This is a genomic window from Arthrobacter sp. AZCC_0090 (genome assembly GCF_014207375.1).
Classification (GTDB): domain Bacteria; phylum Actinomycetota; class Actinomycetes; order Actinomycetales; family Micrococcaceae; genus Arthrobacter.
The window spans coordinates 36,194-60,164 of record NZ_JACHEE010000008.1; the positions used below are offsets into that span (position 1 = coordinate 36,194).

At 64.6% G+C, this 23,971-nt stretch carries 27 protein-coding genes; 15 read left to right on the forward strand and 12 right to left on the reverse strand.

The window, feature by feature from the left end; translation table 11 throughout:
* Window positions 1-32 precede the first annotated feature (32 nt).
* Window positions 33-377: a cupin domain-containing protein gene (locus HNP00_RS13590; RefSeq protein ID WP_184739959.1), complete on the forward strand. Its 345-nt coding sequence runs from the start codon at window positions 33-35 to the stop codon at window positions 375-377.
* Here the strand turns inward: HNP00_RS13590 and HNP00_RS13595 are convergent.
* Together HNP00_RS13595 and HNP00_RS13600 are read right to left on the reverse strand one after the other, a co-directional pair.
* Entirely contained in the window at window positions 362-1,357 is a 996-nt protein-coding gene (locus tag HNP00_RS13595) for an acyl-CoA thioesterase (protein WP_184739961.1), read from the reverse strand. The genes HNP00_RS13590 and HNP00_RS13595 overlap by 16 nt on opposite strands.
* Before the next feature lie 161 nt (window positions 1,358-1,518).
* A complete protein-coding gene (locus tag HNP00_RS13600; RefSeq protein WP_184739963.1) occupies window positions 1,519-1,953 on the reverse strand; it encodes a DoxX family protein in 435 nt (144 codons plus the stop codon).
* Window positions 1,954-2,202: 249 nt separating this feature from the next.
* Between HNP00_RS13600 and HNP00_RS13605 the strand changes: the two genes are divergently transcribed.
* From HNP00_RS13605 to HNP00_RS13615, 3 genes are all read left to right on the forward strand, one after another.
* On the forward strand, window positions 2,203-3,546 hold the full coding sequence (locus HNP00_RS13605; RefSeq protein WP_184739965.1) for an MATE family efflux transporter: 1,344 nt from the start codon (window positions 2,203-2,205) through the stop codon (window positions 3,544-3,546).
* A 9-nt stretch (window positions 3,547-3,555) separates the two neighbouring features.
* Window positions 3,556-4,110 (forward strand): DUF308 domain-containing protein, encoded by a 555-nt coding sequence (locus tag HNP00_RS13610; protein ID WP_184739967.1) that lies wholly within the window; start codon window positions 3,556-3,558, stop codon window positions 4,108-4,110.
* 72 nt (window positions 4,111-4,182) lie between these two features.
* Window positions 4,183-4,542: a hypothetical protein gene (locus HNP00_RS13615; RefSeq protein ID WP_184739969.1), complete on the forward strand. Its 360-nt coding sequence runs from the start codon at window positions 4,183-4,185 to the stop codon at window positions 4,540-4,542.
* Window positions 4,543-4,672: 130 nt separating this feature from the next.
* Here HNP00_RS13615 and HNP00_RS13620 read toward each other — a convergent pair whose 3' ends face one another.
* The gene (locus tag HNP00_RS13620; RefSeq protein WP_184739971.1) at window positions 4,673-5,221 is read right to left on the reverse strand and encodes a CGNR zinc finger domain-containing protein; all 549 of its coding nucleotides are present in this window, start codon (window positions 5,219-5,221) and stop codon (window positions 4,673-4,675) included.
* 109 nt (window positions 5,222-5,330) lie between these two features.
* On the opposite strand from HNP00_RS13620, the gene HNP00_RS13625 reads away from it, so the two are divergent.
* Window positions 5,331-6,323, forward strand: coding sequence for an EamA family transporter (locus tag HNP00_RS13625; protein WP_221451516.1), 993 nt, complete (start codon window positions 5,331-5,333; stop codon window positions 6,321-6,323).
* 120 nt (window positions 6,324-6,443) lie between these two features.
* Here HNP00_RS13625 and HNP00_RS13630 read toward each other — a convergent pair whose 3' ends face one another.
* The gene (locus HNP00_RS13630; protein WP_184739975.1) at window positions 6,444-6,707 is read right to left on the reverse strand and encodes a WXG100 family type VII secretion target; all 264 of its coding nucleotides are present in this window, start codon (window positions 6,705-6,707) and stop codon (window positions 6,444-6,446) included.
* A 233-nt stretch (window positions 6,708-6,940) separates the two neighbouring features.
* Here HNP00_RS13630 and HNP00_RS13635 point away from each other — a divergent pair, with 233 nt between their 5' ends.
* The gene (locus tag HNP00_RS13635) at window positions 6,941-7,213 is read left to right on the forward strand and encodes a DUF2277 domain-containing protein (protein WP_184739977.1); all 273 of its coding nucleotides are present in this window, start codon (window positions 6,941-6,943) and stop codon (window positions 7,211-7,213) included.
* A gap of 111 nt (window positions 7,214-7,324) precedes the next feature.
* On the opposite strand, the gene HNP00_RS13640 is transcribed toward HNP00_RS13635, so the two are convergent.
* From HNP00_RS13640 to HNP00_RS13655, 4 genes are all read right to left on the reverse strand, one after another.
* Window positions 7,325-9,739 (reverse strand): cation-translocating P-type ATPase, encoded by a 2,415-nt coding sequence (locus HNP00_RS13640; protein WP_184739979.1) that lies wholly within the window; start codon window positions 9,737-9,739, stop codon window positions 7,325-7,327.
* An 8-nt stretch (window positions 9,740-9,747) separates the two neighbouring features.
* Entirely contained in the window at window positions 9,748-9,987 is a 240-nt protein-coding gene (locus HNP00_RS13645; RefSeq protein ID WP_260404984.1) for a heavy-metal-associated domain-containing protein, read from the reverse strand.
* 49 nt (window positions 9,988-10,036) lie between these two features.
* The gene (locus HNP00_RS13650) at window positions 10,037-10,393 is read right to left on the reverse strand and encodes a metal-sensitive transcriptional regulator (RefSeq protein WP_184739983.1); all 357 of its coding nucleotides are present in this window, start codon (window positions 10,391-10,393) and stop codon (window positions 10,037-10,039) included.
* Window positions 10,394-10,468: 75 nt separating this feature from the next.
* Entirely contained in the window at window positions 10,469-11,287 is an 819-nt protein-coding gene (locus HNP00_RS13655) for an alpha/beta fold hydrolase (protein WP_184739985.1), read from the reverse strand.
* Window positions 11,288-11,496: 209 nt separating this feature from the next.
* Between HNP00_RS13655 and HNP00_RS13660 the strand changes: the two genes are divergently transcribed.
* Window positions 11,497-11,946, forward strand: coding sequence for a rhodanese-like domain-containing protein (locus HNP00_RS13660; RefSeq protein WP_260404973.1), 450 nt, complete (start codon window positions 11,497-11,499; stop codon window positions 11,944-11,946).
* Window positions 11,947-12,167: 221 nt separating this feature from the next.
* Here the strand turns inward: HNP00_RS13660 and HNP00_RS13665 are convergent, their stop codons facing one another.
* From HNP00_RS13665 to HNP00_RS13675, 3 genes are read right to left on the reverse strand one after another with little or no spacing between them, the layout of a single operon-like run.
* The gene (locus tag HNP00_RS13665) at window positions 12,168-12,572 is read right to left on the reverse strand and encodes a RidA family protein (protein ID WP_184739987.1); all 405 of its coding nucleotides are present in this window, start codon (window positions 12,570-12,572) and stop codon (window positions 12,168-12,170) included.
* The gene (locus HNP00_RS13670) at window positions 12,569-13,330 is read right to left on the reverse strand and encodes an IclR family transcriptional regulator (RefSeq protein WP_184739989.1); all 762 of its coding nucleotides are present in this window, start codon (window positions 13,328-13,330) and stop codon (window positions 12,569-12,571) included. Before HNP00_RS13670 ends, HNP00_RS13665 begins: the two co-directional genes overlap by 4 nt.
* The gene (locus tag HNP00_RS13675; protein WP_184739991.1) at window positions 13,327-14,358 is read right to left on the reverse strand and encodes a sugar kinase; all 1,032 of its coding nucleotides are present in this window, start codon (window positions 14,356-14,358) and stop codon (window positions 13,327-13,329) included. The genes HNP00_RS13670 and HNP00_RS13675 overlap by 4 nt, the downstream gene beginning before the upstream one ends.
* 238 nt (window positions 14,359-14,596) lie before the next feature.
* Between HNP00_RS13675 and HNP00_RS13680 the strand changes: the two genes are divergently transcribed.
* The 5 genes from HNP00_RS13680 to HNP00_RS13700 all read left to right on the forward strand — a co-directional run bounded on the left by HNP00_RS13680 (window position 14,597) and on the right by HNP00_RS13700 (window position 21,250).
* On the forward strand, window positions 14,597-15,907 hold the full coding sequence (locus tag HNP00_RS13680) for an alanine racemase (RefSeq protein ID WP_311770579.1): 1,311 nt from the start codon (window positions 14,597-14,599) through the stop codon (window positions 15,905-15,907).
* A 10-nt stretch (window positions 15,908-15,917) separates the two neighbouring features.
* Window positions 15,918-17,570, forward strand: coding sequence for an amidohydrolase family protein (locus HNP00_RS13685; RefSeq protein ID WP_184739995.1), 1,653 nt, complete (start codon window positions 15,918-15,920; stop codon window positions 17,568-17,570).
* Window positions 17,567-18,202 (forward strand): bifunctional 4-hydroxy-2-oxoglutarate aldolase/2-dehydro-3-deoxy-phosphogluconate aldolase, encoded by a 636-nt coding sequence (locus HNP00_RS13690; RefSeq protein ID WP_184739997.1) that lies wholly within the window; start codon window positions 17,567-17,569, stop codon window positions 18,200-18,202. Before HNP00_RS13685 ends, HNP00_RS13690 begins: the two co-directional genes overlap by 4 nt.
* A 22-nt stretch (window positions 18,203-18,224) precedes the next feature.
* On the forward strand, window positions 18,225-19,616 hold the full coding sequence (locus HNP00_RS13695; RefSeq protein WP_184739999.1) for a GntP family permease: 1,392 nt from the start codon (window positions 18,225-18,227) through the stop codon (window positions 19,614-19,616).
* Between the two features lie 407 nt (window positions 19,617-20,023).
* Window positions 20,024-21,250, forward strand: coding sequence for a hypothetical protein (locus tag HNP00_RS13700; RefSeq protein ID WP_221451495.1), 1,227 nt, complete (start codon window positions 20,024-20,026; stop codon window positions 21,248-21,250).
* A gap of 356 nt (window positions 21,251-21,606) precedes the next feature.
* Here the strand turns inward: HNP00_RS13700 and HNP00_RS13705 are convergent, their stop codons facing one another.
* A complete protein-coding gene (locus HNP00_RS13705; protein WP_184740001.1) occupies window positions 21,607-22,149 on the reverse strand; it encodes a universal stress protein in 543 nt (180 codons plus the stop codon).
* 104 nt (window positions 22,150-22,253) lie between these two features.
* On the opposite strand from HNP00_RS13705, the gene HNP00_RS13710 reads away from it, so the two are divergent.
* The 3 genes from HNP00_RS13710 to HNP00_RS13720 are packed head-to-tail and all read left to right on the forward strand — an operon-like array spanning window position 22,254 to window position 23,962.
* Entirely contained in the window at window positions 22,254-22,454 is a 201-nt protein-coding gene (locus HNP00_RS13710) for a hypothetical protein (RefSeq protein ID WP_184740003.1), read from the forward strand.
* A 57-nt stretch (window positions 22,455-22,511) separates the two neighbouring features.
* Window positions 22,512-23,666, forward strand: coding sequence for an exo-alpha-sialidase (locus tag HNP00_RS13715; RefSeq protein ID WP_184740004.1), 1,155 nt, complete (start codon window positions 22,512-22,514; stop codon window positions 23,664-23,666).
* A gap of 8 nt (window positions 23,667-23,674) precedes the next feature.
* Window positions 23,675-23,962: a MoaD/ThiS family protein gene (locus HNP00_RS13720; protein ID WP_184740006.1), complete on the forward strand. Its 288-nt coding sequence runs from the start codon at window positions 23,675-23,677 to the stop codon at window positions 23,960-23,962.
* Window positions 23,963-23,971 lie beyond the last annotated feature (9 nt).

Here is a 23,971-nt window from a genome sequence, read left to right on the forward strand (position 1 = left end):
GCCCTAGACACCAACAGGGAGATTCAACACCAATGATGGACTCATCAGCCGTGTACACCCCGGCACTCCGTGTCGACCTGCAACATGAGCCCCTTCCCGCTGAGAAAATCGTCTGTGGAAATCCCGGCACTGCGATTCACGAGCTGGGGGACCTGGCGGGATGCGGAATTGGTATATGGGAGATGACGCCAGGCACGGCTACTGACATTGAGACCGAGGAAGTCTTTGTGGTCCTGAGCGGGAAGGCCCGCATCTTGTTCCTCGACCATGGAAGCACTTTGGACATCGCAACTGGCGATGTCGTGCGGCTGCGCGAAGGTCAGCGGACGTCTTGGACCGTCACCGAAACCCTCCGGAAGATCTACTTTGCGGCCTGAACAGCGGCGCCGGGGCCTCCATTAAGCAGATGGTCCGGCATGCGGTTTCCCGGCGCCCCTCCCCGGATCTCCAGGAGCTCGCGGGCGTGGGCATGAAGTCGCCGGTCCTCGTCCGTTTCCGGCACCCATTGCGGGATCGGCACGGACGTACCGGTCTCATCCCGGGCCACCATGACCGTGAGGCAGTACGTGGTCAGGTTCATCTCGCGGCTCTTCGGGTTTCCAGAGCGCACGTGCACGGCGATGTGCATGCCTTTGTGGCCTGTGTAGACGAGCCGGGCCTCGACCTCCACCACGTCGCCGATCAGGAGCGGGCGGTAGAAGCGCACGCCTCCGGAAAATACGGCCACCGTGTCTTTGCCGCAATAGCGGGAAGCGCAGACGTAGGCGGCCTCGTCAATCCATTTCATGACGATGCCGCCGTGGACCTTCCCTCCCCAGTTCACATCGGTAGGGGCCGCCATGAAGCGGAGGACAACCCGTTCGGACGTACCGGCATCGGTATATTCCTGCGCGTTCATGGCTTCGACAATCTGTTCCCGCACGGCGATCCTCGTGAGGGCGTTGTCCCGTTGCCCAATCTCCTCGGGCGTCGACGGCTCGAACTGGGGGACTGGAACCGGCCTGCCGTCGGGACCGACGGCAACGAAGATCACCAGGCACTGGCTGCGCATCGTCGCGGGCCCGCCCTTGGGATCGCCGGAAGACACAATAGTCCGGATGTGCATTGATGAGCGGCCTGTGTAGACGATGGTGGCTTCCACCTCCACCATGTCTCCGCTGTTCACGGGATCGGCGAAATGGATGTTGCCCACATAGGCCGTGACACAATAGGACTTCGCCCATCCAACGGCTGCTGCGTAGGCGGCCTTGTCCACCCACTCAAGGACTGTGCCGGCGTCGACGGAGCCGCTGTGTCCGACGTCGGTGGGAGAAGCAAGGAACCGCAGGGTGACGGAGTTGGTGGGGAGCTCGCTCATGACGTGAGTGTATCGACGGCGAGGATGCTGATGCGTTGTATGACGGACTGGCGACGCCCACGCGGATCCGCGATGCGCAAGTCGATCAGTGACGAGCAAACAGGCTGCCGACACAGGGGATTCGGGAGTCGGCAGCCTGTTTGGGTGTCGCCTGCGCAATCCTAGGCGAGGATGCGCAGCTTGGAACCTTTCCGGCCGAAGACCACGGCATCGACGGAGATCCGCCCGGCGCCGGTCAGGGCCACGGCGGCCACAGCGGCGGCAAGGGCCAGCACCAATTCGTAGCCGCCCTTCTCAACAAACAGGCCCGCCGGGGCGTGGACCAGGAACAGGGCGCCGAGCATGTCCAGCGTAAGGAGGGCGGCGAAGACGCGTGTCAGCACGCCCGCGATAAGGGCGATGCCGCCGGCCAGTTCGATGGTTGCAACGATCGGGGCCACGACATCGGCGGCCGGGACGCCCATCTTGCCGAAGGCGGCCTGCGTGCCGGCAATGGTGAATTCGTTGAATTTCTGCCAGCCATGCGCGGCGAAGATGAAGCCGACGATGACGCGCAGGACGGTAAGGGCTGTGTTGGTCAGGTTGGACTGGTTCATGTAATTGCACCGTTTTCGGGTAGCGGTTGGCTGTCTCGAAGCTCCTCTGGCCGGTCGCCAATTTGTTGAAGCTTCAACTCAAGCCTTTCGAATTTTTCTTGCAGTGTCAAACAAATGTCATGCGGCCGAGCCGTTTCCTACGCCCCGTTGCCGCTAGCCGGGAGTGATGGTGCGGGAAACGGAAACGGTAAGGGATCCTCAAGCGCCACCTCAACAATCTGCCTGTCGGTGCCCCGCTAGGCTGGGAAAGTGCCCCAAACAGTGACCCGTCCCACCGCGCCCTCCCATGCCCGCGAGATCCTGCGCCTGGCAGTCCCCGCCTTCGGCGCGCTCATTGCCGAACCCCTCTTCCTCTTGGCCGACTCCGCGATCGTCGGGCATCTCGGCGTCCCGCAGCTGGCCGGCGTGGGGCTGGCTTCGACGTTGCTGCACACCGCCGTCGGACTTACGGTCTTTCTGGCATATTCGACGACTCCGGCCGTGGCGCGGGCCATCGGGGACGGAAAGCTCACCAAGGCGCTCGCCGCAGGGCGCGACGGCGTCTGGCTGGCGCTGTTGCTGGGCGCCGTCCTGGCGGCAGCCGGCTTCCTCGCGGCTGAACCGGTGGTCGGTCTGCTTGGAGCCGGTGGCGAGGTCCGGGCTTACGCGGTTGACTACTTGCGCTGGTCCATGCCGGGACTCGTGGCCATGCTCCTCATCTTCGCCGGCACAGGTGTGTTGCGAGGACTGCAGGACACCCGCACCCCCTTGGTGGTGGCGACAGCAGGCTTCGCCCTCAACATCGCCCTCAACGTGGTCCTGGTCTACGGGCTGCACTTGTCCGTGGCAGGGTCGGCTATCGGCACCAGCATTGCGCAATGGGCCATGGCTGCCGTCTATTTGGTGATGGTGGGACGAAATGCGCGGCGCCACGGCGTTTCGCTGCGTCCGGACTGGCGCGGCATCCGCACGATGACCACCGTGGGTTCGTGGCTCATGCTCCGTACCCTCAGCCTGCGCTTGGCAATCCTGGCCACGATCCTGGTGGTCACCTCCCAAGGGCCGGTGAACCTCGCCGCGCACCAACTCGCGATGACCATTTTCTCCTTCCTTGCCTTCGCCCTGGATGCCTTGGCGATTGCCGCGCAGGCCCTCATCGGTAAGGAGCTCGGAGCCTCCCATCCGGCCCGGGCGCGCGAGCTCACCCGCACCATGATCCGCTGGGGCGTGGGCTTCGGTGTGGTGACCGGCGCGCTCCTCGCCGTGGCCGCTCCTTGGGCGGGCTTCCTCTTTACTCCCGACGCCGGCGTTCAGTCCGCGCTCACAGCGGCACTGTGGGTGCTCGCCGTCGGGCAGCCCCTCGCGGGGTACGTCTTCGTCCTGGACGGCGTGCTGATCGGCGCGGGCGATGCCCGCTACCTGGCGATTGCCGGCGTCGTGAACCTCGCGGTCTATTTGCCCCTTTTGGCGGCAATCCACCTGACAAGGCCCGACGGCGCGGCGGGGCTCGTGTGGCTGTGGGCGGCGTTCGCGCTGGGCTACATGCTGGCCCGCGGAGTCACGTTGGGGCTGCGGGCCCGCACGGACACGTGGATGGTCCTCGGTTCGCACTAAACTGGACGGGTGACTCACCCCGCCTCTTCAGCGACTTCATCCACGCCTACAGCAGCAGGACTCTGGAAGCCCGTCCTTCTCCGTGCCGGTGTTGCGCTGGTGTTCGGAGCCGTGACGGTCTTCTGGGGCTCACCGTCCGTACATGTTCTGGCCTGGGCGACCGGGCTCTACCTGCTGGCGACGGCGGGCGCCGCATTCCTGGCCGTAAGTGTTCCCGCCGCAGTAGCCGTCGTTGTTGCTTTGGGCGGCGTTGGTGCCCTGATCACGCAGTCGGACACCGGGGTGGCGGTTTCCGCGCTCGTGGGACTGCTGGTGCTTGGGGTGTCTGAGCTGGTCCAGGGATTCCGTCAGCGCGGACGGCACGTGCTTGCCCGCGACTGGATGATCTCCGGGGTGGTGGGAATCGGAACAGCAGTGGCGTTGCCGTTCTTCATCAGCCTTGGCGCACACGCGCTCCTCGGTGTTGCAGGCGGTGGCGCCATCATCTCGGGAGTCTTGTGGGTGCTTTCCGGGCTGAGCCTGCGGCATGATGGGCGAACCCCCTCCGCTGAGGCCGTAAACTAGTAATCGTACGTTCTACTCTGCGTAGAACTCTCACGGCGCGCACGGCGCCAGCACCCACGCCACATTGGAGGAATGACCTTGGCTGACCAGAAACCAGGAGAGCCGCGCAAGATGCGGACCTCGGTTAAGGGACCGCTGATGTTCTCCGCATTCTGGGGCGTCTTGATCTTCTTCGCCGTGCTGATTTTCGCCTCCGGCGGCAGCGCACGCACTCCGCGCTTTGACCTCGCCTTCACCGGCGCCGGCATCGCGTTCATCGTGAGCCTCGTCATCGCCGCCATGCTCTCCATGAGCCACAAGGAAAACGCCGAGCACCTCGGCAAGGGCTCGGGCGTCAACCTGAGTTCGAAGAAGCCGGGCCACGGCCACAGTTTGCCTCCGTCTCCCCCCGCCGGTACCGAGACGGAAAACCCCGACGCCGGTCCTCGCTAGGTTTCCTCCGTTTGCGTCCCGTCACGCGACGCACCTTTTAGCTGCCAAGCTGCCACGCCAACCCCGGAAACACGCGGCAGGCCGCCGTCGTCCGCTCCGAAAAGTTGCCTGACGTGACGCCTCCCTTGGTTCATTCCGTACCGGACGCTTTCCGGGCCCGGTACGCGGCCACGTGCGTTCGGTTGGCGCAATTTCCGGTGTCGCAATAGAGCTTGGATCGGTTGCGGCTCAAGTCCAACACGACCGCGTCGCAATCGTCCGCGGCGCACACCCGTAGCCGGTCCATTTCCTTGCTGCGGATCACGTCCACGAGCGCCATGGCGGCTTCTGTCCCTATGCGTTCCGCGAGGGGCGCTTCCGGGGTGGTGGCGTGCAGGTGCCAATCCCAGTGGTCGTGCTTGACCAGTTGGGGGAGCGCGCGTGCGTCGGTGAGGAGCTGGTTGACGGTCTTTGCGGCGGCATCCTCATCCGAGGTCCACAAGGAAGCCAGCTGGCTCCGAAGGCGCTTCACGCTGAGTAGCTCGGACTCGGTCCCGGCCCTGGTTCCGGTGAATTCTTCCGCGTCCAGGAAGGCATGAAGCTCGGCGACGCTCGTAAGCGATTCGGTGCCGTTGGCCGCCGTATTGATCAAATCGACCACACTGCGCAGCGCCACTTCAGTGTCAGGTGCAAAAAGCACTTTGACTCCTTACATCTCTCGGGAGTATTGTCAGCAGCGTAACCCATTTTACTCCTGACAGGAGGCTGCTGTGTCAGCTGCATCAAACCGGGCTGGTGCTGGAGGCTTCATGGCATCAGGCCTGGGGCTCGCGCTCTTTTCCTCAGCGGTCTTCGGCTTGTCCGGCTCATTTGCCAAGTCCCTGCTCGAAACCGGATGGACCCCCGGTGCTGCTGTGGCCATTCGACTGAGCGGCGCTGCGCTCATCTTGGTGATCCCCGCCGTCGTCGCCCTCCGGGGCCGCTGGCACCAACTCAAGGACAACTGGATCACTATTCTCTTGTTCGGTGTGATCGGCGTTGCAGCGTGCCAGTTTTTCTACTTCAATGCGGTGTCCAGACTGTCGGTGGGGGTTGCGCTACTGCTGGAATACCTGGCACCGACCATGATCGTGTTGTGGCTGTGGGCGGCAAGCCGACGGCGTCCCCGGGCGCTTACAGCCATCGGAACACTGCTTTCCCTCGGTGGACTTGTCTTGGTGCTCGACCTCACCGGTTCCGTGAAGGTGGACTTCATCGGCGTCCTGTGGGGCATGGCCGCGGCCGTCTGCCTGGTGATCTACTTCTTCATCACAGCCAAGCAGAACGACACACTTCCGCCCATCGTCCTGGCCTCCGGCGGTCTCCTGGCCGGTTCGGTCCTGATCTGGATTGCCGGTGGGACCGGACTGCTATCCATGACTTTCGCTACCGCGGACACCCAACTCGGGCCGTGGACCACGCCATGGTGGGTTTCCATCGCCGGCCTGGTCGTCCTGTCCACCGTGCTGTCCTATGTCACGGGGATTATGGCCGCCCGCAGTCTTGGGTCTAAGGTGGCGTCCTTCGTCTCGCTCACTGAAGTGCTGTTCGCCGTGGTGTGGGCGTGGCTGTTGCTGGCCGAATTGCCGGGGCCCATCCAGCTCTTGGGTGGTGCGCTCATCGTGTGCGGAGTGGTCTTGGTACGCATCGACGAGCTGCGGGCGGACACGCGTGATGCCGCTGAGCCCGGCAAACTTGGGGTGGCCCGGGAGCTTGACCACGCGAACGACGTCGAGCCGGTTCCTTCCGAGAGGGTCTTCTAGACTGATCCCGCCCGGCTGGTCAGCGGTTGAGTGTGGACTGCGCTGACGGTTTGCCATAGACGAAGTTAACGACAGAGGGTCCGGACGCCATAGCGTCCGGACCCTCTGGGTTCAACCGTCTTAGCGGGAAGCCTGCTCCTGCTCGGAAGCGTTCTGGGTAGCCTTCTTGCCTGCTTCCTGAAGTGCCTGGGCCACCTTGTTCAGCGCCGTCATGTGCTGGCCCTGCCACTCGCTGCGGAACTTGTCCGCGTCCGGGCCCTTCCAGTCGGTGCCCGCAAGAACCTTGTTCAGCGTATTGCGCTGGTTCTCGATCTCCGTGGAACCAGCCTGCAGCTTGCTGCCAAGGTTCTTGAGCTGAGCAATATCTGCGCCCCAAATAGCCATGTCATAACTCCTTCAATCACGGATCCGAACGGTTCGGCATCCCCCGCGGCCTCCGGCTCATTCCGAAGATCCATTGACTACAAACTATCCCGGCCCCTGAAAGGGTGTCGATGGGGACGCCTCCCCATGAAGGCCTCCCCGTGAAGGCCTCCCCATGGTGGTGAGGGTTCTCCGGGGGTCCCTATGTCATTTGAGGGATCCCGAATGAGGGGTCCGAGGCCTAGCATGTTGATATGTGCCGCAACATCCACACCCTTCATAACTTCGAGCCACGAGCCACCTCGGCGGAGGTGGAAGCTGCAGCCCTGCAATACGTGCGCAAAATCAGTGGCAGCACCAAGCCGTCCAAGGCGAACGAGGAGGCCTTCGCCGAGGCCGTTCACGAGATCGCACACATTACCCAGCATCTCCTGGATTCCCTCGTGACCCACGCGCCGGCGCGGAGCCGTGACGAGGAGGCTGCCAAAGCCAGGGCGCGGGCTGCTGTCCGTTTCGGAACGGCCTAGGCCCGAACTGGCTCGCAGCTCCTGCCGTTTCCAAGCCGGATAACGACAACGAATGCGAGCCAGTTGGGCGTGCGGCGCCTTTGTGAACGACCGCGCCTTTGTGAAGGACCGCTACTTCGCGAACGACCGGAGCCGTAGCGAGTTCGCGACCACCAGGACCGAGCTTGCAGCCATGGCTGCCCCGGCAATCATCGGGTTCAGCAAACCAAGGGCCGCCACGGGGATGCCGATGGCGTTGTAGAAGAACGCCCAGAACAGGTTCGTCTTGATGGTGGTGAGGGTCTTCCGGGACAGCTCGATGGCTTGAACGAGCTGGCCGAGGTCGCTACCCATCACTGTCAGATCCGAGGCCTCGATGGCAACATCGGTGCCCGAGCCCATGGCAATGCCGAGGTCGGCTTGCGCGAGGGCCGCTGCGTCGTTGACCCCGTCCCCGGCCATGGCCACTGTGGAGCCCTGGGCCTGTAGTTTCCTGACCGCGTCCACTTTGCCCTCGGGCAGGATGCCCGCGAATACATCTTCCTGGGCGATCCCGACGGCGGCAGCCACTTGGGCGGCGACGGCGGCGTTGTCTCCAGTCAGCAGCAGGGGCCGGATTCCGAGCCCCTTGAGCCTCGCGATCGCTGCAGCCGAACCGGGTTTGATGGTGTCCCTGAGGGTGACGATTCCAGCAGGCTCCCCATCCACAGCAACCCAAATGGCGGTGGCGCCATCGGCTTCCTCGGCGGCCAGCGCTTGGCGCTGCGCATCATCGGGGAAGATTCTGTTTTGTTTCAGCCAGCCGGTCCTGCCAGCGACAACAATGCGCTCAGCACTGCTTCCGGCTCCGTTCGCCGGAATGGCCCCGCGAACTCCACCGCCCGGGGCGGAACTGAAGTCTTTCACGGTAGGGAGCATGCCGCCGTCGGGCACTGCGGACTTGGCCGCCGCGGCGATGGCGTGCGCAATAGGGTGCTCCGACGCTGCCTCGACAGCACCTGCCATAGACAGGACGTCGGCAGGGGAGTGGCCGTTCAGCGCTACTGTGTGTCCGACCGCCAGCTTGCCGCTAGTGACGGTACCCGTTTTGTCCAGCAGGATGGTGTCCACAGTGCGGGTATCTTCAAGGACCTGGGGGCCTTTGATGAGGATTCCGAGTTGTGCTCCGCGGCCGGTTCCGGTCAGGAGGCCCACCGGGGTCGCGAGCCCGAGCGCGCAGGGGCAGGCGATCACGAGCACCGCGACCGCAGCCGTGAACGATGCATTGAGGTCTCCGCTCAGGGAAAGCCACAGCACGAAGGTTACGACGGCGATGACCAGCACCACCGGAACGAAGACGGCGCTTATGCGATCGGCAAGCCGTGCAATCGGGGCCTTGCCCGTCTGCGCTTGGCTGACCAACCGCCCCATCTGCGCCAGGGTTGTCTCGGAACCTACTCGTGTGGCGCGGACCAGCAGCCGCCCCGAAGTGTTGATGGTGGCGCCTGTAACCTGGCTGCCCGGCGCGACCTCCACCGGCACGGACTCTCCGGTGACCAGCGACGCGTCGACAGCGGATGCGCCGCCGGTCACCACGCCGTCGGTGGCGATCTTCTCGCCCGGACGGACAACGAAGACGTCCCCGACGACGAGGTGCTCGGCCGGGATCTTTTGCTCGACGCCGTCTCGCAGCACCGTTGCGTCCTTGGCACCCAGATTCAGGAGGGCCTTGAGGGCATCGCCGGCCTTTGCTTTGGCGTTGGCCTCAAGATAGCGGCCAAGGAGCAGGAAGGTAGTGACCACGGCGGCAACTTCGAAGTACAGCCCGCCGCCCATCCCTACGGATTCCATGCCGGGGTGTTCCGTCATCATCGGGTTGGCGAAAAGCTGCCACGCCGAATAGAGGTACGCGGCAAGGACTCCGATGGAGACGAGCGTGTCCATGGTGGAGGCGAAGTGGCGGGCGTTGATGGCCGCGGCGCGGTGGAAGGGCCAGGCAGCCCACGTCACCACCGGAAAGGCCAGTACAGCGGCGACCCAGCCCCACTGGGGGAACTGCAGGGCTGGGATCATCGAGATCGCGAATACCGGGACCGTGAGTACGGCGGCAGCGAACAGTCTTGGGCGCAACTGGCTGGCGGCTGGTCCGTGGTGCATGTGGTCGCCTGCCGCGGCGCCACCGGCGCCGTGGTCACCTGTCCGCTCACTCCGGGACACATGCTCTGCGTGCTCGGTCGTTCCTCCCTTAGACGCACGCTGCCGCATATCTCCCTGCGCGAGCTCTTGCGCCGGGTCGCCGGTGCCGTGCTCGGAGTGGGTGAGAGTGGATTCGCGGATCCAGGCTTTGTAGCCCGTGGCGTTGACTGTGTCCACGATCTGTTGGTCAGTGACGTTCGCCGGAACTGTTACCTGGGCTGATTCGAGGGGGAGGTTGACGGAGGCTTCCACGCCGTCGAGCTTGCCCAGTTTCCGTTCCACGCGCGCCACGCACGATGCGCACGTCATGCCCTCGATGTCGAGTTCGATAATGCGCGTGCCCGCTTGGTGGAGGATGTCCTGATTGCTCACATTGGCCCCTAGGCCTGGTTGGCGACTACCAGATAGCCGGCTTCGGCGACGGCCTCGCCGATTTCGGACGGTGACAACTCCTGGGTGGAGGTGATGGTGACGGTGGAGACTCCGCCGGAATTCAGATCGATCTCGACACTCTCTACGCCGGCCAACGACTCGATTTCCTCGCTGACGGCTGAAACGCAGTGCCCGCAGGTCATGCCGGAAACGCTGACGTTCGTCTGGATGGTGGCGGTGTGGCCCATGGCGTACTCCTTGGTGGTGAGTTGGATGGTGTGGTGAGTGCTGGCGGGATTACCGCAGCAGGCGCCCGATGGCATCGGTGGCCTCCTTGACTTTGGCGTCGATCTGTTCCGCGCGCGCTTCCGGATCGGGCTCGGAGGCGGCGCCCACTACACAGTGGCCGATGTGTTCCTCGACGAGTCCGAGGCTGACGGCGTGCAGGGCCTTCGTGGCGGCGGCAACCTGCGTGAGGATGTCGATGCAGTACTTGTCCTCCTCAACCATGCGCGCAATCCCGCGGACCTGGCCCTCGATGCGTTTCAGGCGGCGCAGATAGGCGTCCTTATTGGCGGAGTAGCCGTGCGGGGCGGCGTGATCCAGCTCCAGCTCGATGCTCAGGGGATTAATACTCAGGTCTGCCTTGCTCATGCACCCAAGGTATACCCCATAGGGGTATGAATACAAGTACCCCCTAGGGGTATTTGTAGGTGGCGTTCGAGAGGCCTAGGTCCAGGAGTTGGGGATGGCGCCAATTCGGTCAATGAAGTCCAGGACGGCAGGGTGAGCTGGATTGATGAGAAGACCGCCGGGTACCAGCACGGATTCGGTGAAGGGAAGTGCTCCAGCCAGCCGGGCGGTCACCAGCCGGAGCGTGGCCGGAGAGTCCTCGGCGGAGACGATGAGGGTCCGCCGTCGGATACCAGCGAGCTCGTCTTCGCTAAGCTCAAGGGGATCGCCACTGAGAGCGAGGCCGTGGCCCTGCATTTCGGCCATAACCGCGGAGCTTGTCCCCGCGAACATGGCCTTGAGTTCTCCGGGCAAGGACTCCCAGCCGTCGTTCCCCAAGGCATCTCTCAGAACGATTTCCGCCGCCATGGAGGGATTCGCGCTGGTAGCCCCGAGGATCCTCTTCCGCAGCTCACGGGCCCACGAATCGGCGTCGGGATCAATTGTGAACAACGCCGGTTCCAGCAGTACGAGTGCCTTGACCTTGTCCGGGAAGTGGCGTGCGAACTCCAGTGCGATCTGGCCACCCGTGCCACGGCCGACGATTATGGAGGGTCCTGCGTGCAGCGCCGCGAGGAGGGCCGCGGCGTCGTCGACGTGTTGGATCAAGTCAAGGGTGGCGAACGGTTCGGTGGGAGCGTTCCGGTGGAATCCCCGGCGGTCGTAGATGATGCACCGGCCGTGCCGGCTGAGTTCTACGGCGGCCTCCGACCATACGACGGCCGAGCCGGGTGTGCCATGCAAACCCAAAATCGGCACACCGTCGCCGTGTTCCTCGAAGTAGAGATCGACGCCGTTCACCTGCACGCGGGGCATGTTTCCAGCCTAGGACTGGCGGCTGGCCCAGAACAGGCGTCGCCGTCGTGGAGGAAGATCCGCGGGAATTACGACGTACGGCCGATCGTAGCCAAGAATGTGGCCTGCGGCGTCATCTTCCCCTGATGCGCCTCCCGGATTTGCCAATCGGCCAAGCTAGTATCGCGACGTGCGAACGCCAAATTGGCGAAGCTTGCTGAGGGGTGAGGATGGAAAATCCAATGAACGACGCCGGTGCTTCGGTGGGCGCTACAAGTGCCGCGGGCGCCTACTTTCGCGCGAAGCTGGAGTTCGAGATCGACGTCATGGATGTTGCCGATGCAGCTCCCGGCGGTTTCGTGCTCGTGGACACGCGTAGGCAGGCCTCGTGGGATCACGGCCACATCCCAGGCGCCGTGCACTTGCCGACCGCCGAGATCCCTACCCGCGCTGCCGCCCTGATCCCGGCCGGGAGCTCAGTGGTGGTCTATTCATGGGGTCCGGGCTGCAACGGCAGCACCTTCGCGGCCCTGGCCTTCGCCGAGCTCGGGTACCCCGTCCGCGAAATGATCGGTGGCATTGAGTACTGGGCACGGAATGGGCTTCCGGTGGAGACAGCTGATGGAGTTGTTGTTCGGGATGCTGACGGGCTGGTGACGGCGCACCAGCCGGAGGTGTAGCGACGCAGAAGCGGATTAGCGACGCGCAATCAGACGCGCGACACACAGGGAATTCCGGTGTCGCCAGTCCAATTGCGTGTCGCGAGTCCGTCTGCGTGTCCGGTGACCATGATGCGGGCACTCGCCCTGCTCCGACGGGAGCTGATTGGCTTCGGTCCGGCCATGAACGACCGACCGGCTGCAGCGGTGAGTGAACCCGCCGTCGAACCTGAACTCTGGGATTAGGCCGTTACCGCCAGCGCGTCGATCTCGACGAGCATGACTTCGTGGGGGAGGTCCACGAACACCGTGGTGCGGCTCGGCAGTTGGCCGCTGGGGACGTTTTCGGTGATGAACTCGCCGTAGACATCGTTCATGGCCGCGAAGTCGTCGCGCGTGGTGAGGTAGACGCGGAACATGATGACGTCTTCCACCGAGGAGCCGCCGGCTTCGAGGATTGCCTTGACGTTCTCCAGGGTGCGGCGGGTCTGGACGCGGACGTCGCCCTCACCGATGTACTGGTTGGTGGCGGGATCCATGGGGCCCTGCCCGGATACCTGGAACATGCCGCCCTTACGGACGCCCTGCGAGAAGGTGTGCGCGGGTGCGGGGGCGTTGTCGGTCAGTACTACGGTCTTTTCACTCATGCTGAGTTCCTTTCGTGGCTGATCCAGCCGAGGTCGCGGGAGATCGCCTCGGTGCTGGCTTTGAGGTCTGGCAGCAGCTCAAGCAATCCTTCATAGCTGAGCATCACCACCGGTACCGAACAAGAGGCTGCGGCCACGACGGCGCCGCTCGCGTCGCGGATGGGGGTCGCGATGCAGTGCACGAAGGCTTCGTGCTCGGCGTTGTCGTGGGCCCAGCCCTGGATCCTGACCTGCTCCAATTCGGCCAGCAGGGCTTCCGGTGAGGTCAGGGTAGTGTCGGTAATTCTTGTGTAGTCCAGGCTCGCCGCGATCCGTTCCTGCCGACTGCTCGGCATGTCGGCAAGCAGGACTTTTGCGACGGCGGCCGAATGCAGGGACGCGGTCAGGCCGATCCGGGAGTACATCCGCACGGGATGGTGCGACTCGAACTTGTCGATGTACACCACATCGTTTCCCTCGAACGCGGCAAGGTGCACAGTGTGCCCGGTCTTGCCGTTCAGCTCGGCCAGGTACGGGTGCGCCACTTTGCGGATGTCCCTCTGCTCCAACGCGAGCGAGGACAACTCGAACAGCTTGGAGCCAAGCATGAATCGCTGGTCCTCATCGCGGACGACGAAGCGTTTTTCCTCCATGGCATGCAGGAGGCGCATCACCGTGGTCTTGTGGACTGACGCTTTCGAGGCGAGCTCGTCGAGGGTGGCCGGTTTGGCCGCGAGTTCCGCAAGCAGGTCGATGGCACGCATCAGGCTCTGGCTCATGGTGCTGTGCTCCGATCGTGAACGCTGCGGTTCTGGCTGCTGAAGTGGCCCCCGGCAACGTGGATCGCAGTCCATTCGGCGTCGGTGGAATCGAGGATGGCCGAAAGCAGTGCGGTGTCGGGAAGGGGGCCGCGATCGCCGCGAACGGTGAGGGTGCAGGCCGCAGCGACGTGACCGCGGCGGAGGCTCGCCTTCTGCTCGAGTCCGAACAACATGCCGCACAGGTAGCCGGCGGCAAAGGAATCGCCCGCGCCCACCGGCTCCAGCACGTCCACGGACAAAGCGGGCACTTCCGTGCGGGAGCCGTCCCGTTCCAGGGCGATGGCGCTGATGGCTTCGTTCTTGATAACGACGACGGCGGGATCCGGCATGAGGCGCCGGAGTTCAGTTTCGTCCGTGGTGCCGAAGGCGTGCTCGGCCTCGTCCTTCCCCACCAGGACGATGTCGGCAAGATTGGCGAGGCGGCGCAGTACTGAGCGGTCCTGCCCGGCCCAGAGCGCGGCGCGCCAATTGACGTCGAAACTGATCATGCGGCCCTGCCTCGGTGCGGTGAGGACGGCTTCCATCAGTTCCAGGCATTCTGCCGAGAGTGCCGCCGTGATTCCGCTCAGGTGGATGAGCCCGGCTTCTTCCAACAAGCGCGCGACGACGGGATTCGCCAGGGTGCCCGGCCCCATGGCCGAAGCGGCGGAACCTTGCCGGTAGTACAAAACTGAACTGCCGCCGTCGGGATCTGATTCTTGGGCGGGGACCTTGACGTACAGGCCGGTGGGCCGTCCCGGGTCAACCTCGACGCCGGCGACGCCTACGCCGTGGCTACTGAGCTCGTCCAGGATCCGCGTGCCGAATCCGTCCCGGCCCACCCGGCCCACCCAGTGCGAGTCCAGGCCCATGGCAGCCAGGCCCATGGCAACGTTCGATTCGGCGCCGCCGATGCCGCAGTGCAATTCGGTGGCTTGGTGCAGGGGGACGGCCTTCACCGGGGTGAGCATGGCCATCGTTTCGCCCACACATACAGCTGAAAGCATGAAACTCCCGCTCTCCCTCTGCCGCTCCGAGCGGCACTCGATACCCCCATGAAGAAGGGATTTTCGTGGCCGGATCAGGGTTGCCGGGTCATGCCGCGGCCTTGACTCCCAATCCTGCACCATGTTAGACATATCACCAACAGCTTTGCAACCTGCGTTGCAAAATACGCAACGCAGAGGAGCTCCACCCAATAGCCCCGCAGCTTCAAAAACGCAGCACCGCGAAGGGAATCAACGCGTGAACACTTCCGAAGCCATTTCGGCATCCGCCGTGGCCGCCTTGGCAGATCGCTGCCTGGACTGGCAGCACAAGGCCGTGCCCGCCACCGCAAAGGGGAGCACCCACACCGATTTCCTCGCCGAAAAGCCCACCCTTGCGGACCTTCAAACGCCGTTGCTGACCCTCGATGCCGAGGCCCTGCGTGGCAACGCCGATCGGCTGGCCTCGTGGTGTGCCGAGCGCGGCGTGCTGCTTGCTCCGCACGGGAAGACCACCATGGCGCCGCAACTGTGGGCCGAACAGCTCAACCGCGGCGCCTGGGGAATCACTGTGGCGAACTTCGCACAGCTCCGCGTTGCCCGCGAATTCGGCGTGCGGCGGCTCCAGTTGGCCAATAGCCTGACCGATCCGCATGCCATCGAATGGGTTGCCTCGGTCGTCACGGCGGAGATGCCGATCCTTTCCTGGGTGGATTCCGCCGTCACCGTGGATGTCATCAACCGCACCTTGGAAGCTGCCGGTAGCGACGCCGTCCTGGATGTCCTAGTTGAGCTTGGCGGAATCGGGGGCCGGACTGGCGCGCGGGGCGTAGAGGCGGCGCTCGACGTCGCCCACGCTGTAGCGGCCTCCCCGCACCTCAGGCTGGTGGGCGTCAGCGGCTACGAGGGATCGCTCGCCCACACGGCCGACGCCGGCAGCCTCGCCGCGGTCCGCGGCTACTTGGGCCAGATGGGTGAGCTGCATCAGCGGCTCCTCGAGGAAGATCTCTACGGGTCCGACGCCGTCTTCCTCACCGCGGGCGGCAGCGCCTACTTCGACGACGTCGTTGATGTCCTCTCGCCGTGCGTCACCGCTGGCTCCGAGGCAAGTCCCCACGTGGAACTCATGATACGCAGCGGCGCCTACATCATCCACGACGATGGCTTCTACCGCGGCATCTCGCCGTTTTCCCGCGACGGCGGCCAGCCATTCAAGGCAGGAATGCACGGTTGGGCCCGCGTGGTGTCCCAGCCCGAACCGGGCCTGGCCATCCTGGACGCCGGCAAGCGCGACTTGCCGGTTGACGAAGGCCTGCCCCGGCCGCAGCTGATCGGACCTGCCCTCGGCGGTCCCATGCAGCCGCTCGCAGGTGCCGAGATCACCGCCGTCAACGATCAGCACTGCTTCATGACGTTCGACGCCGGCACCACCACTGTGCGGCCCGGCGACGTGGTGCGCCTAGGACTTTCGCATCCGTGCACCGCCTTCGACAAGTGGACGCTCATCCCGGTGTTGGCGGACACGGACGGTGACCAGACCGTCGTCGACCTCATCCATACCTTCTTCTAGGACAGGTGCCATGAAGACACTCATCAGCAACGCCACCCTGGTGGATGGAACCGGAGCGGACCGTCGCCCCGCGGACGTCCTGCTGGACGGCGAAATGATCGCCGTCGTCGCCGACGCCGGATCCCTCACCGCCAGCGGAACAGGCGCCGGGTGGACCATCGATGCCACGGGCCTTGTCCTGAGCCCTGGCTTCATCGACATGCACGCCCATTCGGACCTGCAACTCCTGGTCAACAGGGACCAGTACGCCAAGCTCAGCCAAGGCGTCACCAGCGAACTCCTGGGCCAGGACGGGCTCTCCTATGCGCCGGTAGACGATGCCACGCTCGCAGGAGTCCGCGAAAAGATCGCGGGTTGGAACGACAACCCGCAGGATTTCGACTGGAATTGGCGAACGGTGGGCGAGTACCTGGACCGCCTCGACGCTCTCAACGACGGCGGCCGGATCGCCACCAACGCCGCCTACCTCGTGCCGCAAGGAACCGTGCGGGCCCTGGTGATGGGCTTCGCCGAAGGCGACCCGACACCCGAGCAGCAGGAGCGGATGCAGGACCTGGTGCGCGCCGCCATGGAGGAAGGCGCAGTGGGCATGTCCTCCGGGCTGACCTACACGCCCGGCATGTACGCCCGCACCGAGGAATTGGCAGGACTTTGCCGAACCGTGGGAGAGCTGGGCGGTTTCTACGCCCCGCACCACCGCTCCTACGGCAAGGGCGCGCTCGGCGCCTACGCGGAGATGATCGGGCTGAGCCGGGATACCGGCTGTGCGCTGCACTTGTCCCACGCCACCATGAACTTCGCCGAGAACAAGGGCCGGGCAGGCGAGCTGCTGGAACTGATCGATGCAGCCCTCGACGCTGGCGCCGACATCACGCTGGACACTTACCCGTACCTCCCCGGTGCCACCACGCTTTCGGCCATCCTGCCCAGCTGGGCATCCTCTGGCGGCACCGAGGCCACGCTCGCCCGGCTGGCCGACCCGGAAACCAGGGCGAAGATCCGCGAAAGCGTGGAGATCTATGGCTCCGACGGCTGCCACGGAGTGGTTGCGGAATGGCACACGCTGGAGATCAGCGGCGTCCAGAACCCGGTGCTCGCCGGCCATGTGGGCAAGACGATCGCCGCGATCGCCGAGGAAACCAACGCTGAACCGTTCGACGTCTTCGCAGGGATCCTCCAGGAGGACCGGCTGGGTACCGGAATCCTGCAGCACGTTGGCCACGAGGAAAACGTGCAGGCCATCATGGTGCACCGCACGCACACGGGCGGCAGCGACGGCCTCTTGGTCGGAGCGAAGCCGCACCCGCGCGCTTGGGGAACCTTTCCCCGCTACCTCGGCCACTACAGCCGCGACCTGGGCTTGCTGACACTGGAAGACATGGTCCACCACTTGAGCGGACGTCCGGCTGAGCGGCTCAAGCTCGACCGCCGCGGCCTGGTCCGCGTAGGCTACGCGGCCGACGTCGTCCTCTTCGATCCGGACACCATCCGTGACGAGGCCACCTTTGAAAACCCCCGCCAGGCAGCTACTGGCATCCACTACGTGTTCGTCAATGGGACCGCAGCGATCGACGGCGGCCAGCCCACCGGCGCCCGCGCCGGCCGCGCACTGCGCCGCAGCCCCGACGGACGCACCCGAGCAGGAAGTACCAAAATCGCATGACTCCTGAAGAATTCGTCCAGCAGCTTGAAGCCGACCGCACCCTCGCCGTCGTCCGGGCTCCGCTTATCCCCGACGCCGCCGGGCTCTGCCTGGCACTGGCCGACGGCGGCATCCGCAGTGTCGAACTGACGTTCACGACGCCTGACGTGCTGAAACATGTCCGGCGCGCGGCGGAGACCGCCTCGCAGCACGGCGCCGCCGTCGGGATCGGCACCGTCATGACGGCCGAGCAGGCCAAAGCAGCGATCGACGCCGGAGCCCAATTCCTGGTGACCCCCGGCCTCCGCCCGGAGGTGGCCGCGGTGGCTGCCGCCGCGGGCATTCCCTTCAGCTTGGGCGCCATGACACCCACGGAAGTTGCGGTGGCCCTCGACCTCGGTTCCGCCGCGGTCAAGATCTTCCCCGCCCGGCAGCTCGGCCCGGCCTACCTGAAGGATCTCCAGGGACCGTACCCCGGCATCCGGCTCCTTCCCTCCGGCGGGATCGACGCGTCGAATGCCAAGGGCTACCTCGACGCCGGTGCTGCCGCCGTCTGCTGCGGAACCAGCGTTGTCCCTCCGGCCGCCGTGGCCTCGGGCAACTGGGCAGACATCTCCGCCAGGGCGTCCGCCTTTACCGCCACCCTCAAGTAGGAATCCCCAGAAAGTAAATTCCATGAATGAATTCCTGAACTGGCTGCGGCACGATACAGCCGGCCTGCTTCTCCTGGCAGGTGTGGGCATTGCCCTCCTGCTGTTCCTCATTATCAAGGTCAAGGTGGAACCGTTCATCGCCTTGGTGGGCACCAGCGTGCTCGTGGCGCTGGCGGGCGGCGTGAGCATCGACGCTCTCGTCGGCTCGCCCATCAAGAGCGGGGACGCCCTCATCGAGAAGGGCTTCGCCGGGATCCTCGGGCACATCACCCTGATCATTGGCCTAGGTACCGTGCTCGGCGCGATCCTGGAACGTTCCGGTGGCGCGGAGGTCCTGCTGGGGAAACTGGTAAAGGTCTTCGGCGAAAAGGGCACCCCTGTTGCGATGGGTGTCACCGGCTTCGTCCTGGGTATCCCGGTCTTCTTCGACATCGGCATCTTCGTGCTCGCGCCCTTGGTTTACGTCGCGGCGGTGCGGGGCGGGAAGTCCCTCATCCTGTACGCCCTGCCGCTCCTCGCAGGCCTCTCCGTGACCCACGCCTTCCTGCCACCGCACCCGGGCCCTGTGGCCGCGGCTGGACTTTTCCACGTTGAACTCGGCTGGATCATCATTATGGGCCTTGCCTGCGGCATCCCCGCCTGGTTCGCGTCCGGCATCCTGTGGGGCCGATGGATCGGCAAGCGCGTGCAGATCGCCGTTCCGGAGGACCGCGTGATCCCCGAGGCCGAAGAAGCCGTGGGCCACGAACCGCCCATGAGCCTTGTTGCCCTGGCCATTGGCCTGCCGATGGTCCTGATTCTCGGCGCCACCTTCGGCAACGTCTTCCTGCCTGCTGGTGGATTCCGAGACACGCTGGTGTTCTTCGGCAACCCGGCCATTGCGTTGACCGTTGCCGTGGGATTGTCCATGTGGTTGCTGGGCATCCGCCGGGGCATGAGCGCCAAGGAGCTCTCCGAACTCAGCTCTGCTTCACTCAAGCCGGTCGGCATGATCCTGCTGGTTGTTGGAGCGGGTGCGTTCTTCGGTGCCGTGCTCTCGGCCACCGGAGTAGGCAACGCGGTGGCCGACACCCTGTCCAAAGCAGGGCTCCCGGTCATTGTGTCCGCCTATGTGATCGCCTGCGGTATGCGCATCGCCCAAGGTTCCGCCACCGTGGCGATCGTGACCACCGGCGGCATCCTGGCCCCGGCGCTCACCGCCGGACACTATTCGCAGCCCCAATTGGCCCTGATCGTCATGGCCATCTCCTCCGGCTCCATCATCGCCAGCCACGTGAACGACGGCGGCTTCTGGATCATCTCCAAGTACTTCAACATGTCCGTCAAGGACACCTTGAAGACGTGGACCGTGCTGGAAACCGTGCTCTCCGTGGTGGGCTTCGGCATGGCGGCCCTGCTGTACCAGTTCGTCTAGGACGGTCCGGGCGGTCTAGGCGGGGCGCCGCCACGCGCCGTCGTTGGCTGAGCGACGCGGTTCTTGTGTGGCGACGCGGTTCGTGTGTGGCGCCGCGCGGATTCCCTGGCGCGGCGGTTCTTGCCTAGCGCAGCCCGAATTCGGGTGTCGCCAGGGATTCCGCGCGTCCCCCGGTAATTTGCGCGTCGCCAGGTGGTGGCGGGATGCGCGCAGGACTCACCTTTGTCCCAAAACCCACGACGACGGCGACCGGCCGGGCAAGGCGGCGGAGCTCCGATCCCTGGAGGCTCGTCAACGGCGGGCAATGGATGTGACGTGCGTGACAAGTGTGGTGTTTGGTGCAAAGCTGGTCGCGCCGCCTTGACTCTTTTGTCAATGCGAATCTTATTGATCCTCAGGGAGGTTTCGTGAAGAAGATTCTTAGCGTTTCCGGGGCTTTGCTGCTGTTGATGAGTACTTTCTCGACGGCACCGGCGGCTGTTGCACAACCTTCTCCGCAAGCCAATTGGCATGCGGAGAGGGTTTGTGCCGATGTCCCTGCCGGTAATGCGTCGTGTTTTGCGCTCAAGTACGTCGATGATTCAACAGGCGCGGCCAAAGCACTGCCTCAGGGAAGCCAGGTTACGCCCGCTGGAAGCACTGCGCTCTCCACTGGCAAGACCCCTGCGGATATTCAGAGCGCCTACAACCTCACTGGCCTCAAGTCCAGCGGACGCACCGTGGCGATTGTGGACGCCTACGGCTATCCGAACCTTGAGCGAGACCTCGGCGTTTACCGCTCGCAGTTCGGCCTGCCGGCATGCACGGTCAGCAACGGCTGCCTCACCATCATGAACCAAAACGGCGGCAGCAAGCTTCCCAGGTTCAATTCAGGCTGGGCCGACGAAACCGCCCTCGACGTCGACGCCGTCTCCGCGGCGTGCCCGGACTGCAAGATTCTCGTTGTGCAGGCCACAACCGCCAGCTTCACCAATCTTGGTACGGCCGTGGCTACAGCGGCAAAACAGCCAGGGGTCGCCGCGATCTCGAACAGCTACGGGGGCGGGGATTCCCCCGACTCCACTTACGGCACGTACTACAACCACCCCGGCATCGCAGTAACTGCATCCACCGGTGACAATGGCTACACCGGCTCGTCCTACCCCGCATCGTCGAGCTATGTCACGGCTGTGGGCGGCACGTCGTTGGTCAAGGACACCAGCACCCGCGGGTGGAGCGAGTCGGCCTGGTCCGGCTCGGGATCCGGATGCTCCACCGTCAATGCCGCGTTGCCGGCTGCTGCCGCCTTCGGCACGGGTTGCAGCAGACGCGCCTCAGCGGACGTGGCTGCCGTCGCAGATCCGCAGACCGGCTTGGCGGTGTATGCGCCGAACAGCAGTACCAGCTCGTCCTGGGCCCAGTACGGGGGAACGAGCCTATCCTCACCCCTCATCGCCGCCATGTACGCGCTTTCCGGGAACTCCGGTAGCTCCGCAGCGCTGGCAAACTCCCTCCCGTACACAAACGCCGGCAAATTCAATGACGTCGTCTCGGGCTCAACGGGCAGTTGCCCCACGAGCCAATGGTGCCTGGCTGGCAGCGGTTGGGATGGGCCCACGGGCGTCGGTACTCCAAACGGAGTCGCTGGACTCTGACCGTAGCTTGTCATCGTCTCAAGGGTGGCGGGCCGTCTGTGATGGCCCGCCACCCTTTTCGTGAAACGCCGGGACGATGCAGGCGTGGACGCAATGGACACCCGGTGATTACACACCTTTAACCCCGTGAGGGGCGCCCGGAAGCCGGCCCTTAACCGCCCGGCTTCCGGCCCTTAACCGCCCGGAAGCCGGGCTTAAACAAAGAGCTCCGGAGTGCGTTATTGGGGGATACGCACTCCGGAGCGGACTTTGGAGCAGGTTCTTTGGTTCCTGCTGACAATTAGCTTACGTGCCCCGACGGCCCTCCGCTACCAATCCGAATTACTACTTTCACTTTAGTTTTTCGGGGCCCGAATTTAGGGCCTGATCCGGCCATCCGTGTCATCTTCGGTCCGTTGCTCGGAACCATGTCGGCCGTGTTTGGGGAGCGGGACGAGCAGCAGGGGCCGGCTTTGGTGCCGGCTGAGCCATGTGGCAACCGAGCCGTTCAGGGCTTCGGATATTCTGTGCCCGAGCCCGGGCTCGGGGCAGCCGAGGATGATCATGGAAGCCTGGACATCTTCCGCGAGCCGGCTGATTGCATGCGCAGGGTCGCCGGCGAGGGTGCGCAAAGTCCAGTCGACGGCGCCGGCCGCGGTGGCTTCATTGATCCGGGAGCGTAACTCGTTTTGGACTGCCATGATGTCGGCGTCAACCTTCCCGGGGTGGAGTGACACGCGGTGCGTTTCCTTCGCCGGATCCCATTCCACCAGGTAGCTGGCCTCATCCACGTAGGCACAGACCAACGGGGCGGCGAGGTGGAGTGCGAGATCCAGTGCCGTCTGCAGCACGTGCGGGTGTTGCCCGGGCAAGACCCCGAGAACCAACGGAACACGCCCACTGAAACTATCCGGGGCCATACCCAATTGTTGACCGGGGGCCGTGGTTTGAACAGGCTCCGCGCCCCCTTGTAGAGCATCCCTCTCCGGCTTAGCGTTAACGTGCACAGGAAGGGGTGGTCCACGTGGAGATCTTCATGTGGTGGCTGGACATTGACCTCAAGAGCAAGGAATGGCTGCGGGAGAACCTGCGCGCCACTGAGCTTCCACTGGAGGTTCTGCAGCGTATTGCCGAGGCTGGCGGGCCGCATCCCGATGACCTGGCCGGCGGGCTGACCGATGCCGACTGGGACTTTATTGAGACGCAGTCCGAGTTCGTGGACTGAGCCGGTTTCCTAGACCGGTTCACAAAACCGTTGCGGCTCCCGCGCGGGGATGGTTGCATGGGGTTCATGGCTACCGCAGAGAGTTATGTCTTGGCGATCGGGACCAAAAAAGGACTGTGGCTGGCACGCAGCGCAGACCGCAAGGAATGGTCCCTCTCCGGCCCGCACTTCCTCATGAGCGAGATCCCCAGCATCGGGATCGACACCCGGGGGGACAACCCCCGGATCATGGTGGGCGTACGCTCCGAACACTGGGGGCCCACTGTGGTCCACTCCGATGACCTAGGCGCCACGTGGACCGAGCCCGAACAAGGCGCCATCAAATTCCCCGAGGACACCGACGCCGCGCTCGAACGGATCTGGCAGATCTACCCGGACTCCGCATCCCGGCCCGGGGTCGTCTGGGCGGGTTGCGAGCCGATCTCCGTCTGGAAGTCCACCGACGGCGGCGAGCACTTTGAGCTGAACCGTGGCCTGTGGGACCACCCCCATCGCAGCGAATGGGGAGCAGGTTACGGCGGCGCTGCCGCCCACTCGATCGTGATCAACCCATCCGGGGAGAACGTCCACGTCGCCATGAGCACGGGGGGCGTCTACCGATCGCTCGACGGCGGATCCTCCTGGGAGGCCCGGAACAAGGGGATTTCGGCCTACTTCATGCCGGACCCCAATCCCGAGTTCGGCCAGTGCGTACACAAGATCGCTGCGGATGCCGCCGTCGAAGGCCGCCTGTACGCGCAGAACCACCACGGCGTGTACCGCACGGATGACAACGGCGAGAACTGGGTTTCAATCGCCGAGGGGCTTCCGGCTGATTTCGGTTTCGTGATGCTCACCCATCCCCGCCGCGAAGGTACCGCGTGGGTGGTCCCGATCAAGGCGGACGGCGAGCGGATTCCGCCGGATGGCCGGTTAGCGATGCACCGCACGGACGACGCCGGGAATACCTGGAAACGTCTGGACGTGGGACTCCCGGACCACGAATACAATGCAGTGCTCCGTGACGCGGCCGCGGTGGATTCAGCTGAACCTGCCGGGGTGTACTTCGGAACACGCGGCGGTTCGGTCTACGCCAGCGCTGACGAGGGCGAGTCTTTCATCGAGGTCGCCTCGCATCTGCCCGATGTCTTGTGCGTCCGGGCTGCCGTTGTCTCCCGCGATCTTGCTGCTGAATTGGCCACTGCCTCCGCGGCATCCGGCCTGCCAGCGTAGGACAAACGTTGTCTGACATCACCGTAGTTTTGCCCAGCGTGCTCCAGCCCCTCGCCGGCGGGCAGTCCTACCTGACTACGCCCGCCGACGGAGCTGTGACCGTGGAAAGCTTGCTTGACGCTGTGACCGGGGACTACCCGGTGCTGGCCCGGAGGCTCCGGGACGAAACCGGGTCCCTCCGCCGCTACGTGAATATTTACGTGAATGGCGAGGAGGTCCGGCGATTGAAAGGTCTGGATACTGAAGTTGCGGCCGGCCAGGAGGTCTTGATCATCCAGTCCGTGGCTGGCGGCTGAGCGGTTCGG